This is a genomic window from Nitrososphaerota archaeon (genome assembly GCA_029785825.1).
GTDB lineage: Archaea > Thermoproteota > Nitrososphaeria > Nitrososphaerales > Gagatemarchaeaceae > UBA183.
In genome coordinates, this window is sequence record JAFLYY010000001.1 from 538,111 (window position 1) to 551,814 (window position 13,704).

17 protein-coding genes and 1 tRNA gene are annotated in these 13,704 nt (G+C 60.2%); 11 read left to right on the forward strand and 7 right to left on the reverse strand.

The window, feature by feature from the left end; translation table 11 throughout:
• Positions 1 to 35 precede the first annotated feature (35 nt).
• The 5 genes from JRN21_02965 to JRN21_02985 all read left to right on the forward strand — a co-directional run bounded on the left by JRN21_02965 (position 36) and on the right by JRN21_02985 (position 1,760).
• Complete coding sequence (locus tag JRN21_02965) at positions 36 to 245, forward strand: hypothetical protein (GenBank protein ID MDG6988267.1); 210 nt, start codon at positions 36 to 38, stop codon at positions 243 to 245.
• Positions 221 to 562 (forward strand): hypothetical protein, encoded by a 342-nt coding sequence (locus JRN21_02970; GenBank protein ID MDG6988268.1) that lies wholly within the window; start codon positions 221 to 223, stop codon positions 560 to 562. Before JRN21_02965 ends, JRN21_02970 begins: the two co-directional genes overlap by 25 nt.
• Positions 563 to 759: 197 nt before the next feature.
• Positions 760 to 1,110, forward strand: a complete 351-nt coding sequence (locus JRN21_02975) for a hypothetical protein (GenBank protein ID MDG6988269.1) — start codon at positions 760 to 762, stop codon at positions 1,108 to 1,110.
• Positions 1,111 to 1,149: 39 nt separating this feature from the next.
• Positions 1,150 to 1,575: a hypothetical protein gene (locus JRN21_02980; protein ID MDG6988270.1), complete on the forward strand. Its 426-nt coding sequence runs from the start codon at positions 1,150 to 1,152 to the stop codon at positions 1,573 to 1,575.
• The gene (locus JRN21_02985) at positions 1,575 to 1,760 is read left to right on the forward strand and encodes a hypothetical protein (GenBank protein MDG6988271.1); all 186 of its coding nucleotides are present in this window, start codon (positions 1,575 to 1,577) and stop codon (positions 1,758 to 1,760) included. Before JRN21_02980 ends, JRN21_02985 begins: the two co-directional genes overlap by 1 nt.
• Positions 1,761 to 2,014: 254 nt before the next feature.
• Here the strand turns inward: JRN21_02985 and JRN21_02990 are convergent, their stop codons facing one another.
• Positions 2,015 to 2,161, reverse strand: coding sequence for a hypothetical protein (locus tag JRN21_02990; GenBank protein ID MDG6988272.1), 147 nt, complete (start codon positions 2,159 to 2,161; stop codon positions 2,015 to 2,017).
• 133 nt (positions 2,162 to 2,294) lie between these two features.
• On the opposite strand from JRN21_02990, the gene JRN21_02995 reads away from it, so the two are divergent.
• The gene (locus JRN21_02995; protein MDG6988273.1) at positions 2,295 to 2,483 is read left to right on the forward strand and encodes a hypothetical protein; all 189 of its coding nucleotides are present in this window, start codon (positions 2,295 to 2,297) and stop codon (positions 2,481 to 2,483) included.
• 175 nt (positions 2,484 to 2,658) lie between these two features.
• Here JRN21_02995 and JRN21_03000 read toward each other — a convergent pair whose 3' ends face one another.
• The 4 genes from JRN21_03000 to JRN21_03015 form a co-directional block, all read right to left on the reverse strand.
• Positions 2,659 to 3,126 carry a hypothetical protein gene (locus tag JRN21_03000; GenBank protein ID MDG6988274.1) on the reverse strand — a complete coding sequence of 156 codons (468 nt, stop codon included), beginning with the start codon at positions 3,124 to 3,126 and terminating at the stop codon, positions 2,659 to 2,661.
• Positions 3,123 to 4,073: a ParA family protein gene (locus JRN21_03005; protein ID MDG6988275.1), complete on the reverse strand. Its 951-nt coding sequence runs from the start codon at positions 4,071 to 4,073 to the stop codon at positions 3,123 to 3,125. Before JRN21_03005 ends, JRN21_03000 begins: the two co-directional genes overlap by 4 nt.
• A 194-nt stretch (positions 4,074 to 4,267) precedes the next feature.
• Positions 4,268 to 4,352 (reverse strand) — tRNA-Leu (locus JRN21_03010).
• 26 nt (positions 4,353 to 4,378) lie between these two features.
• On the reverse strand, positions 4,379 to 5,005 hold the full coding sequence (locus tag JRN21_03015) for a hypothetical protein (GenBank protein MDG6988276.1): 627 nt from the start codon (positions 5,003 to 5,005) through the stop codon (positions 4,379 to 4,381).
• Positions 5,006 to 5,118: 113 nt separating this feature from the next.
• Here JRN21_03015 and JRN21_03020 point away from each other — a divergent pair, with 113 nt between their 5' ends.
• Genes JRN21_03020 through JRN21_03035 form a run of 4 tightly spaced genes read left to right on the forward strand, consistent with a single transcriptional unit; the run spans position 5,119 to position 9,770 of the window.
• A complete protein-coding gene (locus JRN21_03020; GenBank protein ID MDG6988277.1) occupies positions 5,119 to 5,409 on the forward strand; it encodes an Lrp/AsnC ligand binding domain-containing protein in 291 nt (96 codons plus the stop codon).
• Between the two features lie 57 nt (positions 5,410 to 5,466).
• The gene (gene kdpA, locus JRN21_03025; GenBank protein ID MDG6988278.1) at positions 5,467 to 7,134 is read left to right on the forward strand and encodes a potassium-transporting ATPase subunit A; all 1,668 of its coding nucleotides are present in this window, start codon (positions 5,467 to 5,469) and stop codon (positions 7,132 to 7,134) included.
• A complete protein-coding gene (gene kdpB, locus JRN21_03030; GenBank protein ID MDG6988279.1) occupies positions 7,127 to 9,286 on the forward strand; it encodes a potassium-transporting ATPase subunit KdpB in 2,160 nt (719 codons plus the stop codon). The genes kdpA and kdpB overlap by 8 nt, the downstream gene beginning before the upstream one ends.
• A gap of 1 nt (position 9,287) precedes the next feature.
• Positions 9,288 to 9,770, forward strand: a complete 483-nt coding sequence (locus JRN21_03035) for a potassium-transporting ATPase subunit C (protein MDG6988280.1) — start codon at positions 9,288 to 9,290, stop codon at positions 9,768 to 9,770.
• Between the two features lie 4 nt (positions 9,771 to 9,774).
• Here the strand turns inward: JRN21_03035 and JRN21_03040 are convergent, their stop codons facing one another.
• Positions 9,775 to 10,077, reverse strand: coding sequence for a hypothetical protein (locus tag JRN21_03040; GenBank protein MDG6988281.1), 303 nt, complete (start codon positions 10,075 to 10,077; stop codon positions 9,775 to 9,777).
• Positions 10,078 to 10,109: 32 nt separating this feature from the next.
• Positions 10,110 to 12,128: a thioredoxin domain-containing protein gene (locus tag JRN21_03045; protein MDG6988282.1), complete on the reverse strand. Its 2,019-nt coding sequence runs from the start codon at positions 12,126 to 12,128 to the stop codon at positions 10,110 to 10,112.
• Between the two features lie 27 nt (positions 12,129 to 12,155).
• Here JRN21_03045 and JRN21_03050 point away from each other — a divergent pair, with 27 nt between their 5' ends.
• Entirely contained in the window at positions 12,156 to 13,688 is a 1,533-nt protein-coding gene (locus tag JRN21_03050; GenBank protein MDG6988283.1) for an MFS transporter, read from the forward strand.
• The last annotated feature ends 16 nt before the right edge of the window (positions 13,689 to 13,704 follow it).

Here is a 13,704-nt window from a genome sequence, read left to right on the forward strand (position 1 = left end):
AAACAGAACCTGACCCAGCTGCCGGATTCTTATCGGTGGCGGCCAGGAAACGGAAGTATCTCATCGACGATATCGTCGAGGAACTGAGAAAACACAGGCTGAGAGACCTGGACGAGACCAACCCCAGGGACCTCAAGAAAGTCATCGCCATCGTCCAGGACATGCACCCAGAGTCGAACTACTACAAGTGTAGAGAATATTCGATTGTGGCGATCAGGATATGGAAGAAGAACAGAAGGAAGTAGACGCCACCCTGGACAGCTTCGCGGGCTCGGGGGTGGAGATCCCACAAGCCCACTGGGTCATCCAGGAGAACCTCTGGTTCATCGGCTCCATGGCCAAGAAGGTGCGCAAGGGAGAATGGACAATCAATGAGGTGCGGGAGTTCCTCGAAAGCAGAGGATACAAACGCGAGACCGTGAACAGGTTTGTCCGCGCGGTGACGCTACAGCTCAGGGAGGCAGTAGACAGCGTCACCAAGGATTTCCCTCCGCGCAAGAAGGTGGGGAGGAGCGAGGGAGCCATGAGCCCCGAGGAGGTCGAGAAGATCAAAGACCCTTGAGGCCCGCAGGCTAGCCAAGGAGTATCTGGACCAGACGGAAGCTCCCTCCAAGGAGGCAGACACGACATCCTCTGCAAGTTCAGTCGGGACTGCCTCCACCAAGGGGACCGACTCCACTAAGAATGAAGACCACGCCACCAAGAAGACGAAGGAGCGCACCAAGCCAGCTCCCAAGGGGAAGGCTGCGACCACCCGCCATGACAAACATTGACGACTTCAAACGGGAAGCCAGGGACAAGATTGACGGGCTCATCAGCGAGCCTTTTCCAGATGCCCTTCCCGAGCTAGAGCGGTTCTTCGGTGGCCCGTCTGGAGTGCTCACCCGCAAGCAGGTGGTATGGTTCGAGATGTATTGGCGCGAATATGGGACGGCCAAGACCAACGAGAGGGAAATCTGGGAAGCTCTGCAGAGGACTCCTGAGAGGCAGAGGTTTGCCAAGAGGAGACCAACAATCAGGAGAGAAGTGGTAAGGATCTTCGGCCACAAGGTGGTGCGCTACAGAGACATGCGGACTGGTCGCTGGGTGAGAAGGCAAAGGAGGAGATAGAGTCTGAGACGGACCTATTTCGCCAGGCAGAACGAGGCAATGCTCGACCATGATTCTGATTCCTCTTTTCGGGTCTTTCTCTCAAGGCTGTATCTGGTGCTCCCACTCGTCACCAAGATTGTTATCGTTGCAGAAAGGCCCCACCATTATCATACATTCCTCCGGCTCAAGAAGAAACAGACCTGGGCAAACATCTCGGCTTTGCAGACATTCCTCGGGAGCGACAAGTCGCGGGAGCTGGCCAACATGAGCCGTATCCTTGCTGGAGCGACTTATCCCATTCTGTTGATTGAGTATGGCCACAGAGTCCCCCACTGGAGGAGGGCCGACATCATGTGCAGTTGCCCGAGGGTTTGGAAGCGGAAGAAGCTCGGGAACTGCCGCCACCTCGCTCAGGTAAAGGGGCATAGAATGAAGTGGGGCTTCATTTCGACAAGACTGAAGGAAGTAGGAGTGAAAATGTAATGTGCTCGCACAACTGCAGGCGGCACTATTTTGTGGTGGACCCCTGGTTCACGGGGAGGTGCAAGTGCGGATGCTACATCACCAAACGCAACCTGCTCACGATGCTCAGTAACATGATCGCTGGCAGGTCGCGCGCGAGGTCTGTCCTCTGCACCAACGGCGTGCAGATATGGGCGCGGAGATAAACCCGTGTTCGTTTGCCCGAAGTGCGGATGTGTCACGGACGCCGCCGAGGAGTTCGATGAACACATGAAGGTCTCGCACAGCTCGCCTCTCAGGAGGCTGGCCAAGAAGGTCTTCAGGCTCTAGCCTTCAGTCGCAGTTCTCGCACCTAATCGAGGGGTGGACCCCCTTCGGCCTCCTCAGGAAGTGTGAAATCTCCAGCCCGTCGTGGATGACGTAGTACTCGTACTTGTCGTCCTCTCCTGCTTCTTTTGGCTCACTCATTAGGGAACCCCTCTTGGGCTGCAGGGAGATAATCACCAACCAGTTCTCGAAGCGCCTTGACGTACTTTCTCACAAGGCCCGGGTTGATTCCTGCAATGTCGGCAAGATACTTCATCGTCACTGCCTTTTGGCTGCGCATGAAACCAAAGTTTCCGTTTCTGGTCTATAAGGCAGGACACGTTTCGAACCGAGTTTCTGAGCGGGAGGCTTTCGCGAAAGTGAGCAGAGACCCTTGAACGCTTATTAGGCGAGCCGCCCGCAAACAGACTGCCTTGACTGAAGGCAAACAGCGGACTCCAAACGACCAGAAATCAGACAGATGGAACGACACCTCAGCAGAGTACAAAGCCGCCATGGATCACAAAGCGCAAATCCACGACCCCAATTCACAGGCGCATCAGGCGATGCTCGACAACAGGAGCAGACAGATTGCGGCGAACAAGGCGAAGGGAAGGAAATGAGCAGCCACAAGGATGACGACCCGGATAAAACAAAAGAGGAATACGACGCAGACAACCACGCGGACCAAGAGAACCCCAACAACGATGAATACGCAAAGGACGACTAGTTCCAGATATCAATAGCATTTGGCATAATACAGACAAGAGGGGGAGCGAAAGCTCCCCTCCCTATATTTTACTTCGAAGATGCTCGTCTTGCGATGGTATCTAGAGTCCTTCTGTTCTCTATCGCATTCTCTATTATCTCATCCATCTGATTTCTATCGGCTTTTAGAAGCCTCCACTTTGATATCCCGAGCTCTCTTTGAGCCGCAGATGCCAGCGCCTCTCGGCCAAGCTGTCCACGCAATATGGGGTCCATCAATTGGGACAGACTAACATTCCCAATCTGGCTGTTTGGACTTCGGGAAGCCTTGCGTGCGGTGTCGAGCATATCCGCTAACTTATCCAAGGTTAGCCCGCTGTAGGGTCTCAGCGTTCTGATGAGAAAGTCCAATTGCCTCAATTCGTCGGCAGAATTCGGAGACATGGCTTTCAAGAACTGCCTTGCTGCTCCTAGTGTCTTTAGCAGACGAGCAACTCTGACCGGTGGTTCAGGCGAGACCGAACCCGAGGATGCGCCATCCCTACTGTCTGGGCTCAAATGGCATCGACTCTCCTCTTGATCTCTGCCGTAACTTCAGAGAATACCCTCGGAAACCCCTGCCCTCCAATGTTTTGTTCCCGAGGGTAGTGATAGACAGGGAATCCCCTCGTAAGAGACTCGCTCACTCCCACCCCGTCTTTGATGAGAGGTTCGATAATCTCATTCCCTGGGTATTGTCCCCTCAAGGCTGCAAGATTCTCCGTGGCGTCGTTGGTCCAGCCGCTCGCCCCACGGGAGGTCTGGATTCTGGTGATGACGATTCCAATGAATGCACGTGTTGGAACGTATGTTGAGACAAGCTTGTAACCTTTGGTCCTTAACAGACCAGAGTAGTCCCTAAGTTGATCCTCAATCTTGCTCATCATCTGATTCGTTAGATGCGGTGTGCCCCTTACCGAAACCGCATCGGGTATTGTTGGGACCAAGTAGCCATGGGAGGCCGCCAAGGCATTCTGCGTTACTATCTTTGTGGCCGGAGGGCAGTCAAAAATTATGTATTCGTAATCACGGTGGATTCCGTTCGTCTCAAGCCACTCGCAGATTAGCGTCCTCCGCCGCCAGTCCGACTCGACAGCGTTACCCACAGTAGTTCCACTGAGATCAATTTCCGTCTCATCGAGTGCCAGTTCGGATGGCACTATGTCCAATGTGGGGTATAGCCTCTCTAGACCTGGATGGGGTTTGTGAATGATTTCACGCCCAGGCATCGGCTGCCCTGATTTCGTCATGTGAGTGAATACTCTGTTGATGGTCTTGTGTTGTTCGACAGCTTCATCCCATTTTCGCCTTCTCATGCATACGATGGAAAGGCTGCTTTGATGATCCACATCGCAAAGGAGCACACGAGAGCCGTCTGTCTTAGAGAGCTTACAAGCTACATTGAAGGCTAGAGTTGTCTTCCCCACGCCTCCTTTGAAATTGATTATGCTGAACCTCTTGACCATGTCTTCCAAAAATCGTCCTGTTCGATTTAAGCGTAAGGGACAAGGGGTGACCTCTCTTCATACACACTCACGCGCCCTCCCGGGCTCTCTCAGGCGGTCTCTCTCGGTCTCTCGCGCGGGCACACACACGCACACGGGCAGGCGCAGGCAGGAACAGGAACAGGCACAAACGAGAGAGAGAGAGAAGAAGCGAGTGCGGGGGGTGGGATTCGAACCCACGAACCCCTAAGGGACGAGGTCCTAAGCCTCGCGCCGTTGACCAGGCTGGGCGACCCCCGCGGTGACAAGCCGGCCTGACCCTGAAACTATAACGCTTTGGCCGGAGTGTCGGCAGGCTGGAGTTCATCAGGGATTTTCACCCCTGCTCTTCTGAGGATCCCCTCCCAGTCCACCTTGAACAGGACCGCTCCGATGAGGATGAAGACGACCGCGAGGGCCGCCGTGACCCACAGCTGGTTGGCTCCGAGGACCTCTGACACCCCTCTCAGGACGGTGAACTCCAGGCCGATCTCGGCCGCGCTCTTGAGGAGCTTCGCGCCCAATGTGACAGTCGACATCAGGCCGAGCGACGTGGACGTCGCCCCTGCTCCGACGAACATGTAGTCGTCAAACGGAAAGACCGGAACGAAAGCGGCCACGAAGAGGACCGCATACAGCCCCCAGTTCGACGTGTATCTTGCGAACAGCCGCACGTTCTTGTTCCTGACGATGTACTTCTTGAGCCCGAAGGCGCCGAAATAGATGACCAGCTTGGCGGCTGTCGCCCCCACAGCAGACGCCACCACCACGACCAAGAAGGCGGTCGGGGAAAAGCCGATGAGTATCAGTTGAAGCGTTGCGATCAGGGTGTATGACCCGCCCACGAAAGGGGAGACGTTAGCAAGGAACGAAATGACCAGTATGAAGACGGCGGCCCAAATCAGGGGGTCCAACGGTCCGGGGACCGGTCCTTCGTATTTATCCCTCGTCGAGGGCAGGCGTCAAGCGGGCTCCAGTAACGTATATATCGCGACCGGAGAGGCCGCGGCCAAGGTTCTGACCCTCTATGACGCGCATGCTAGCTTTCGTGGACATCTTCGTCGACTCCCCTGCCATGGACGACGTGGTCCAGGCTCTGTCTAAAATCCCCAACGTGGAAGAGCTCTATGAGGTCACCGGAGAGTTCGACATAGTGACCCTGGTGTCCGCGGGGGACATCGAAGAGTTCCGGGACATACTGAAGAACAGGATTCTCAAGATCCGGGGGGTAAAGAGCACCGTGAGCGCCATCGTGCTCTACACCCACAAAGGGCCGAGATTCAACGGGGACTCCAAACCCAAGGCGTCAGGGCGCTAGGCGCCCGGCGAAAGATTCTCATCAGAGGCACCGGAGCCGCGATGGAACCTGAGATAGTTGATAGACGCGCTACAGGCGTTCGTGGTTGTCGCCGTCCTGGGCGTCGCCCTCGGGTCGGGGTGGGCGCTTGCGCCCTACGTGGTCAGGGTCCTCACAGGGGCACCCACCTTCCTTGACAGGTTCCTTGGCCCGCTCGAAAAAAGGCTCTACAGACTGATCGGGACGGACCCGTCGTCCGGCATGGGGTGGAAGCAGTACTTCTTCGCGGCTCTCCTTCTCAACATAGCCCAGATGGCCATAGCATTCCTCGTCCTGGTGGGCCAGGGAGCCCTCCCCCTCAACCCTCAGGGGTTCCCGGGGATGAACTGGGACCTCGCCCTCAACACCGTCGTCTCCTTCGCCTCCAACACCAACCTCCAGCACTACGCGGGGGAGAGCACGCTCTCATACTTCTCCCAGATGGGGGCGATCCAGTTCCTGCAGTTCACCTCTGCCGCGACCGGGGTCTGCGTGATGGCGGCCATGGTGAGAGGGTTCAAGCGGGGGTCAGCCGACATGGGGAACTTCTACGTCGACTTCGTGCGCGTCATCTCTAGGATCCTCCTTCCTCTCTGCTTGGTCGCTGCCGTGGTCCTGGTCGCCCTCGGCGTCCCGCAGACCCTGGGCGGGTACATCACAGTGAAGACGGTGGAAGGGGCTACCCAGAGGCTCCTGGTCGGCCCCGTGGCCTCCCTGGTGTCGATCATGCAGATAGGGACCAACGGCGGCGGCTACTTCGGGGCGAACTCGGCCTATCCGTTCCAGAACCCGACCCCTGCGACAGACGTCCTCCAGATCTACCTGATGCTCCTCTTGCCGACGACCCTCGTCTTCGCCTTCGGGGAACTGGTCGGGAAGAAAAGGGAGACCCTCCCCATCCTCATCGCGTCCTACGGCCTGCTCGCCATCGACCTGGTTATCGCATTCGTCCCCAATGTGGCGGCCGTCGGCCCTGGGATCGAGACCAGGTTCGGGGCCTTCTTCTCCACCTTCTGGACGGTCGTCACGACCGCCGTCACGACGGGGTCAGTGAACTCTTCTCTCGCGGGAAACAACCCCCTGGCGATCCTGTCGGCCTTCATGGGGATGGTGATCCAGGCGACCCCCGGGGGAGAGGGGATCGGGGTCATGTACCTGATAATGTACGTGGTCATCACGGTCTTCGTCGTCGGTCTGATGACCGGCAGGACCCCCGAGTACCTCGGGGCGAAGATCGCCGCCCGGGACGTGAAGCTTGTCATGGTCGCTTTCTTCATCCATCCGGTGATCATACTCGTCCCGACCGTGCTGGCCTACGCCACGAAGGCCGTGAACGCCATCCCGGGGTTCTCGTCGCTCCCGGCGTCGGTCGGGTTCACCCAGATCCTCTACGAGTTCACATCATCGGCTGCCAACAACGGGTCTGACTTCTTGGGGGCCGCGGCCAACACCCCCTTCTTCAACGTCGCCACGGCGGTGGTCATCTTCGTGGGACGGTTCGCTCCAATCATGGTCCTCCTTGCGCTCTCGGGCTCGATGATAGGGAGGAAGAGGTCTGAATCCCAGACCCTCCGCACGGACAGCGGGTCGTTCTCCTTGGTGCTGATAGGGAGCATCCTCCTGCTCGCGGTCTTGACCTTCCTCCCCTTCCTGATGCTGGGGCCCATCCTGACCTACTTCCAAGGCCTGGTGAATTTCCTTGGCTAGTCGCGTCCCCAGGCTCGACAGGGTCCTCGGAAGGGTCAAGCTCCCGAGGCGGCCGTCGGCCCTCACAGCGAAGACCCTCTCGGACTCCGTAGTGAGGCTCAGCCCCGTCGCACTGCTCGGCAATCCGGTCATGTTCGTCGTAGAGCTGACCTTCTTCGTGGTCACGGCGATGGCCGTGGACCCCTACGCGTTCATCCCCGTCGCCAGCCCCGCCGAGCGGGTCTTCTACGTCCAGGTGGCGGCGATCCTGCTGGTCACGGTCTGGTTCAGCACCCTCTCAGACTCGCTGGCGGAACAGCAGGCGAAGAACACGGCCAGCAGCCTGAAGCGGCTGGAGACCGAGGTCCCCGTCAAGAAGGTGGTGACGGAAGGGTGGGAGAGGAAGGTGGTCCCTGCTACCTCCAGAACCCTGCTGAAAGGAGACCTCGTAAGGCTCGACAAGGGAGACGTGGTCCCTACGGACGGCGAGGTCCTCGAAGGGATCGCGATGGTGGACGAGTCGCTGGTGACCGGGGAGTCCGCCCCTGTCCGCAAGTCCCCCGGGGACAGCCTGATCGGCGGATCCACCGTCGTGAGCGACACTATGACCGCGAGGATAACCGCGAACCCGGGCGAGAGCTATCTTGACCAGATGGTGCACCTGGTCGAGTCGTCCAAACGCCCCAAGACCCCGAACGAGGCCGCCATCACCATGGTCCTATTCGGGCTCACGGCCATCTTCACGATAATCATCCTCTCGATGCTGGGGCTCTCGGTGGAGCTGGGGCTGAACACAGACCTCTCCGTCCTGATAGCCCTGTACGTCTGTCTGCTGCCGACCACCATAGGGGCCCTCCTTCCTGCCATCGGGCTCTCGGGGATAACCCGCCTTTACGAGCGGAAGGTGGTGGCGAAGTCGGGGAAGGCGATAGAGACGGCAGGAGACACGGACGTAATCCTCTTGGACAAGACAGGGACGATAACGGTGGGGAACAGGCACGTCGTGGAGATCATCCCCTTGGGCGGGCACACCGAAAGGGAAGTGGGCGAGGCGGCCTTCCTCTCTTCCTGGTTCGACGACACGCCTGAGGGGCGGAGCGTCATCAGCGTAGCATACGAAAGGGGGTATGTCCCGCGGGAACTCAACGCCCTCGCCCTTTCGGAGGTCTACGACTTCTCCGCCAACACGCGAACGAGCGGGGTCAAGATACACTTCGGCTCCAGCTTCGTCCTGCCGAAGGGGAGCATGCAGAGGGTGCGCAGGAAGTTCTTCGTGGAAGACGCCAGCGACCGCGGGATGCACCTCTCGGGCGAGGAGAGCGAGATCGTCAAGGGGGCGCCAGACTCGTTCACGAAGGTCGGGTTCAGCATCCCAGAGGAGTTCCCCGGCCTCGTCGAGAAGATCTCCTCTGCCGGGGACACCCCCATGGCAGTGGCCAGAGACCACCAGGTGATCGGGCTCATCAGGCTCAAGGACGTGCTGAAGGAGGGGACAAAGGAGAAGATAGACGCGGTCAAGGCGATGGGGATCAGGCCGGTCATGATCACGGGGGACCAGCCGCTCACGGCGAAGAGCATCGCGTCCGAGGTGGGCATTGATGAGTTCATACCGCAAGCCAAGCCGGAAGACAAGTTCAACATCGTAAAGAAAGAACAGGCGCAGACCCGGGTGGTCTCCATGATCGGCGACGGGACCAACGACGCCCCGGCACTGGCAGCCGCGGACGTCGGGCTCGCGATGAATTCGGGGACGGAAGCGGCCAAGGAGGCGGCGAACATGGTCGACCTGGAGTCCAACCCTGCCAAGATCATAGACGTGGTGCTGCTGGGGAAGCAGCTGCTCATGACGAGAGGCGCCGTCACGGCTTTCAGCATCTCCAACGACGTCGCGAAGTACTTCGCGATCCTCCCTGTGATGTTCGCCGCCACCCTCCCTGCCCTGCATTCTCTCAACATTCTCGGGCTAGGCGTGCACACCGCCGTCCTCTCCGCCCTGATCTTCAACGCCATCATCATCCCGATGCTCATCCCATTGGCGATGCGTGGGGTCGCGTTCAGACCGTCTGACACCATGACCATCTTCCTGAGGAACGTGCTCATCTACGGTGTCGGGGGGGTGGTAGTCCCGTTCCTGGGAATCAAGCTGATCGACGTCCTTCTGGGGGCCCTCTAGGATGACGACCGAGGTGGAGCCGAAGCGGCCCCGGTCTGGGACCTACAGGCCGATAGTGGTCCTGGCCGTGCTCTCAATGCTGGTCTGCGGGCTCGTCTTCCCCCTGGTCGTCACCGGGATTGCACAGGGGGCCTTCCCCTACCAGGCGAACGGGAGTCAGGCGACCCTGAATGGGAGGAGCGTCGGGTCATACCTCGTCGACAACAACTTCACCATCCCTGTCTTCTTCCAAGGGAGGAACGAGTCCAACCCGATGAACGCCTCTGCTTCGGGGGTCGACCCCGATATCCCGCTGTCCTATGCGCTCTCTCAGGTCCCCCGGATACACAACGCCACGGGGATTCCCGAGGCGAGCCTCGTCGCGATAGTGACATCACACGTGCAGTGGACCATCTGGATAGGGGGCTCCCCATATGTCAACGTCCTAGCGCTGAACCTCGCCCTGATAGGAGACTATCCTGCGGCGTACCCGGGCTATAGCTGACCCGCTACTTCTTGGCAGCGCGCCTTTTCTTCTCTGCTTCCTTCTCCAGCTTCTTCTGCTTCTCTTTGCGCCGCAGACTGTCGTACTCGCCCAGAGGCCCCTGGTGTTCGACGTAGCCGTGGTGCATTTCTAGGGTCCTCTTCACTATCTCCTCGCTTTCCTTGTCGCGTCTGGCGAACCTGACCGATAGGTTCCTCCTGTCCAAGACCGCCCATTCGAACCCCTGGTGCTTCTTCAACTCCTCTATCGCCTGCTCCATCGCATATTCGTTCCCGAAGAGCCCCCTGACCTCCCAGGCGCCAGCCATCAATCACCGGCCCCCGGAGGGGCGATAAAACTCTACCTAGCCGAGAGCTGGGATGCGAGATCTTCCGCCGAGTCTGCGGGGAGGTCGCATGAGAAGTTCTTGCAGACGTACGCTCTGGGCTTCTTGGATGGTTCCCGCCCTTGCAGCAGGGAGGTGAGACCTGAGAGGGCCCCGAACGTCTTCCCGGTGGCCAGGACCACGGCCTTGTCAGGGATGAAGGCCCTGTATATGCCTGACATCATCGCCTCGGCCCCTTTCTCGTCGTATGCCGTCACGACCACCTCCCTGGTCCCGTTCAGGAGGAGGTCGAGCGCGGCTAGCATGCCGGTGTGGCTAGCCGGGCTCCCGGCGACGTCCTTCCCGAACGTCTTCAGGGTCCGCTCAGCCTGGGCCCTGTAGTCGGCCCTCCCAGTGATTTCGGAGAGCCTGACGAGGTCGAGCGCCGCCACCGAGTTGCCTGACGGGACCGGGCCGTCGTAGCTCAGCTTCAGGGGTGCAGGGACCCCGTCGGTGGTCATGTAGAACCCTCCGCCCTCGACGTCTTCGAACCGTGCCATCGACTCTGCCAGCCTCCTCGCTTCCGCAAGCCAGGCCGGGGCTCCGGTCGCCTCGAATAGGTCCAGCAGCCCCTGGACGAAGTAGGCGTAGTCTTCGATGGTCCCGGGGAGCGCCGCCTCCCCGCCGGCGAAGCGCCTGAGAAGCTCTCCCCCGCTCGTCATCCTCTCGAGGACGAAGCTGGCGGCATCGGCCGCCTCGACCGCATAGGAAGGCTCGCCGAGCGCCCTGCTGCCGAAGGCGAGAGCCGAGATGGCGAGCCCGTTCCACGAAGTCAGGACCTTCGTGTCGGTGGCGGGCCGGGACCTCTTGAGCCTCGCGCGGTAGAGCTGTGGCCTGAGCCGGGCGACCGCCTCTCTTTCTCCCACGCCCATCGCCTTTCCCGGCCCCAGGTGGAGGAGAGACCTCCCGCCGAAATTGCCCGTCCGGGTCACCCCGTAGAGCGCGCAGAACGTCTCGCCATCGGCAACGCCCAAGCATTCCTTCACCTCTTCCGGGGTCCAGGAGTAGTAGGCTCCTTCTCCTTCAGCCGTGTCTGCGTCCTGCGCGGAGTAGAACCCTCCTCCTTCCCCCTTCATCTCCCCCGTGATCCAGCCGAGGGTCTCCCTGACGACGTCTGCGTACTCCGGTTTTCCCGTCAGCTGATACGCTTCGGCGTAGAGCTTCGCCAGGAGGGCGTTGTCGTAGAGCATCTTCTCGAAGTGGGGGACCAGCCAGACCCTGTCGGTCGAGTACCGATGGAACCCCCCGCCCACGTGGTCTCTTATCCCCCCGGCCATCATCTCGTCCAGCGTCTTCGTCACCGCCGAAAGGGCCATCCCCTTCCCAGTCCTGTAGTGGTACCTCAGGAGGAAGGCGAGCGAGACGGGAAGAGGGAACTTCGGGGCCGTGCTGAACCCGCCGTGGGCCTGGTCGAAGGCCGAGATGAGGGAGTTGTACCCGTCATCGAGCGCAGACCCTCCAAGCTCCCCCGGCGCCCCTGAGCTGGCCTCCGCCACCGCCTTCGCCACCTGCTCCGTGTTGGCTGCCACCTCGTCCCTCTTCTCCTTCCAGAGGGTGGCGACGAACTCGAGGACCTGCATGAAGCTCGGCATGCCGAAGCGCGGCTCCGGAGGGAAGTACGTCCCTCCGTAGAACGGCTTGAGGTCGGGCGTCAGGAAGACGCTCAGGGGCCACCCGCCCCCGCCCGTCATCGCCTGCACGGCCGTCATGTAGTATGCGTCCACCTCCGGACGCTCCTCCCTGTCGACCTTGATCGGTATGAAGTTCTTGTTGATGTACGCTGCCGTCTTCTGGTCCTCGAACGACTCCCTGGCGAGCTGGTGACACCAGTGGCACGTCGAATATCCGATGCTCAGGAAGATCGGCTTCCCGTCGTTCTTGGCTCTCGCGAGCGCCTCCTTCCCCCAGGGGAGCCACTTCACCGGGTTGTACGCGTGCTCGAGGAGGTAGGGGCTCTTCTCGCCGGCAAGCCCGTTGGGCGCTTTTTCGGGCAACTTTCTCGTGCGTGGCCTTTCTCGTAATTGAAGTTGTCTGCGCGGGCGAGACTTTACATTCCAATCTGGGGGCGGACCAAGTCTTCTGGAGGAGCTGGGAGCACGCAGTACAAGTGGACGGTACTCACCGTCACCACCGTAGGAGTTCTCATGTCCGGCATAGACTCCCGGATAATCGTGATAGGCATCCCGCAGGTGGCAGCCGCGCTGCATGCCGACGCCGAGCAGGCGATCTGGTTCACCCAGGCGTACATCTTCGGGAGCACCGTCGCCCTGCTCTTCATAGGGCGGGTGAGCGACATGATTGGGAGGGTAAAGATCTACACCGCCGGCTTCACCATCTTCACTGTCGGGTCGCTGCTGACCAGCCTCTCTGTCTCCCCCGACTATGTCATAGTCTTCCGGGTCCTCCAGGGGCTCGGTTCGGCCGCTCTTTTCGCCAACAGCGCCGCGATAATCACGGACGCGACCCCAAGCGACGAGCTGGGGCTCTTTCTCGGGATCAACCAGGTGGCCTTCAGGGTCGGCGCCATGGCCGGGCTGACCCTAAGCGGGCTCATCCTGCTCTTCCTCGACTGGCGCGCCCTCTTCTACATCAACATCCCGATTGGGATCTTCGGTACCTACTGGGCGCACAGGCGGCTGAAAGAGATTTCAAAGCCCGAGAAGGGGGTCCCCATGGACTGGCCTGGGCTCTTAGCCTTCACTGCGGCCTCCATCTCGATCCTCCTGGCGCTGACCTACGCCGCCTATGGCACCTTCCCCATCGGAGGTACCGCAGCGTTGGCTTCAGCCTCCGCCGTCTTCTTGGTGCTCTTCGTATACAGGGAGCGGAGGGTCCCCCACCCTCTCCTGGACCTCAAGCTCCTGAGGATCAAGGAGTTCACCGGGGGCGTCGTGGCCCAGATGCTCAACTCCCTGGCCTGGGGGGCCGTGATACTCCTTCTGAGCCTCTATCTCCAGCTCGTCAAGGGGCTGTCTCCATTCGCAGCTGGGATTTCGATCCTCCCCTTCGACGCCGCCTTCCTGGCTGTCGGCCCGCTGAGCGGCAAGCTGTCGGACGAATACGGTCACCTGCCTTTCACCACCGGAGGGCTGGCCGTCATGAGCGCCTCCCTCCTGCTGCTCTCCACCACCACCGTCGGCACCCCCTACGTGGTGCTCGCGCTCTACCTCGTCGTCTTCGGGATGGGGGTCGGGATGTTCAGCTCCCCGAACATGAGCTCCATAATGGGGTCGGTCCCTCCTTCGGACAGAGGGGTGGCCTCCGGGGTCAGGGCGACGTTCTTCAACGTGGGGTACGTCCTGAGCTTCAACGTCGCCATCCTGGTGATGACCGCCGTCCTCCCATACTCTACCATAACCGCGGTGATCTCCTCCCCTAACCCGGCTGCGATAGCCGGCGTGGACAAGGCGCTCTTTGCGAAGGGGCTCGACTACGCCTTCCAGGTGTCCGCTGTCATCAACGCCCTGGCGATAGCCCCGTCTGTCCTCCGAGGGAAGAGGACGACGGACGCCGCCTCTCCGGGCCCCCCGATGACCGGCCTGGAGCTCGAGTAGCTCACTTCGCAATCAG

Coding starts and splice junctions, on each gene's coding strand:
- JRN21_02970 (MDG6988268.1), top strand. CDS start 221: ATGGAAGAAGAACAGAAGGAAGTAGACGCCACCCTGGACAGCTTCGCG.
- JRN21_02975 (MDG6988269.1), top strand. CDS start 760: ATGACAAACATTGACGACTTCAAACGGGAAGCCAGGGACAAGATTGAC.
- JRN21_02980 (MDG6988270.1), top strand. CDS start 1,150: ATGCTCGACCATGATTCTGATTCCTCTTTTCGGGTCTTTCTCTCAAGG.
- JRN21_02985 (MDG6988271.1), top strand. CDS start 1,575: ATGTGCTCGCACAACTGCAGGCGGCACTATTTTGTGGTGGACCCCTGG.
- JRN21_02990 (MDG6988272.1), bottom strand. CDS start 2,161: ATGCGCAGCCAAAAGGCAGTGACGATGAAGTATCTTGCCGACATTGCA.
- JRN21_03005 (MDG6988275.1), bottom strand. CDS start 4,073: ATGGTCAAGAGGTTCAGCATAATCAATTTCAAAGGAGGCGTGGGGAAG.
- JRN21_03020 (MDG6988277.1), top strand. CDS start 5,119: ATGACGCGCATGCTAGCTTTCGTGGACATCTTCGTCGACTCCCCTGCC.
- JRN21_03035 (MDG6988280.1), top strand. CDS start 9,288: ATGACGACCGAGGTGGAGCCGAAGCGGCCCCGGTCTGGGACCTACAGG.
- JRN21_03040 (MDG6988281.1), bottom strand. CDS start 10,077: ATGGCTGGCGCCTGGGAGGTCAGGGGGCTCTTCGGGAACGAATATGCG.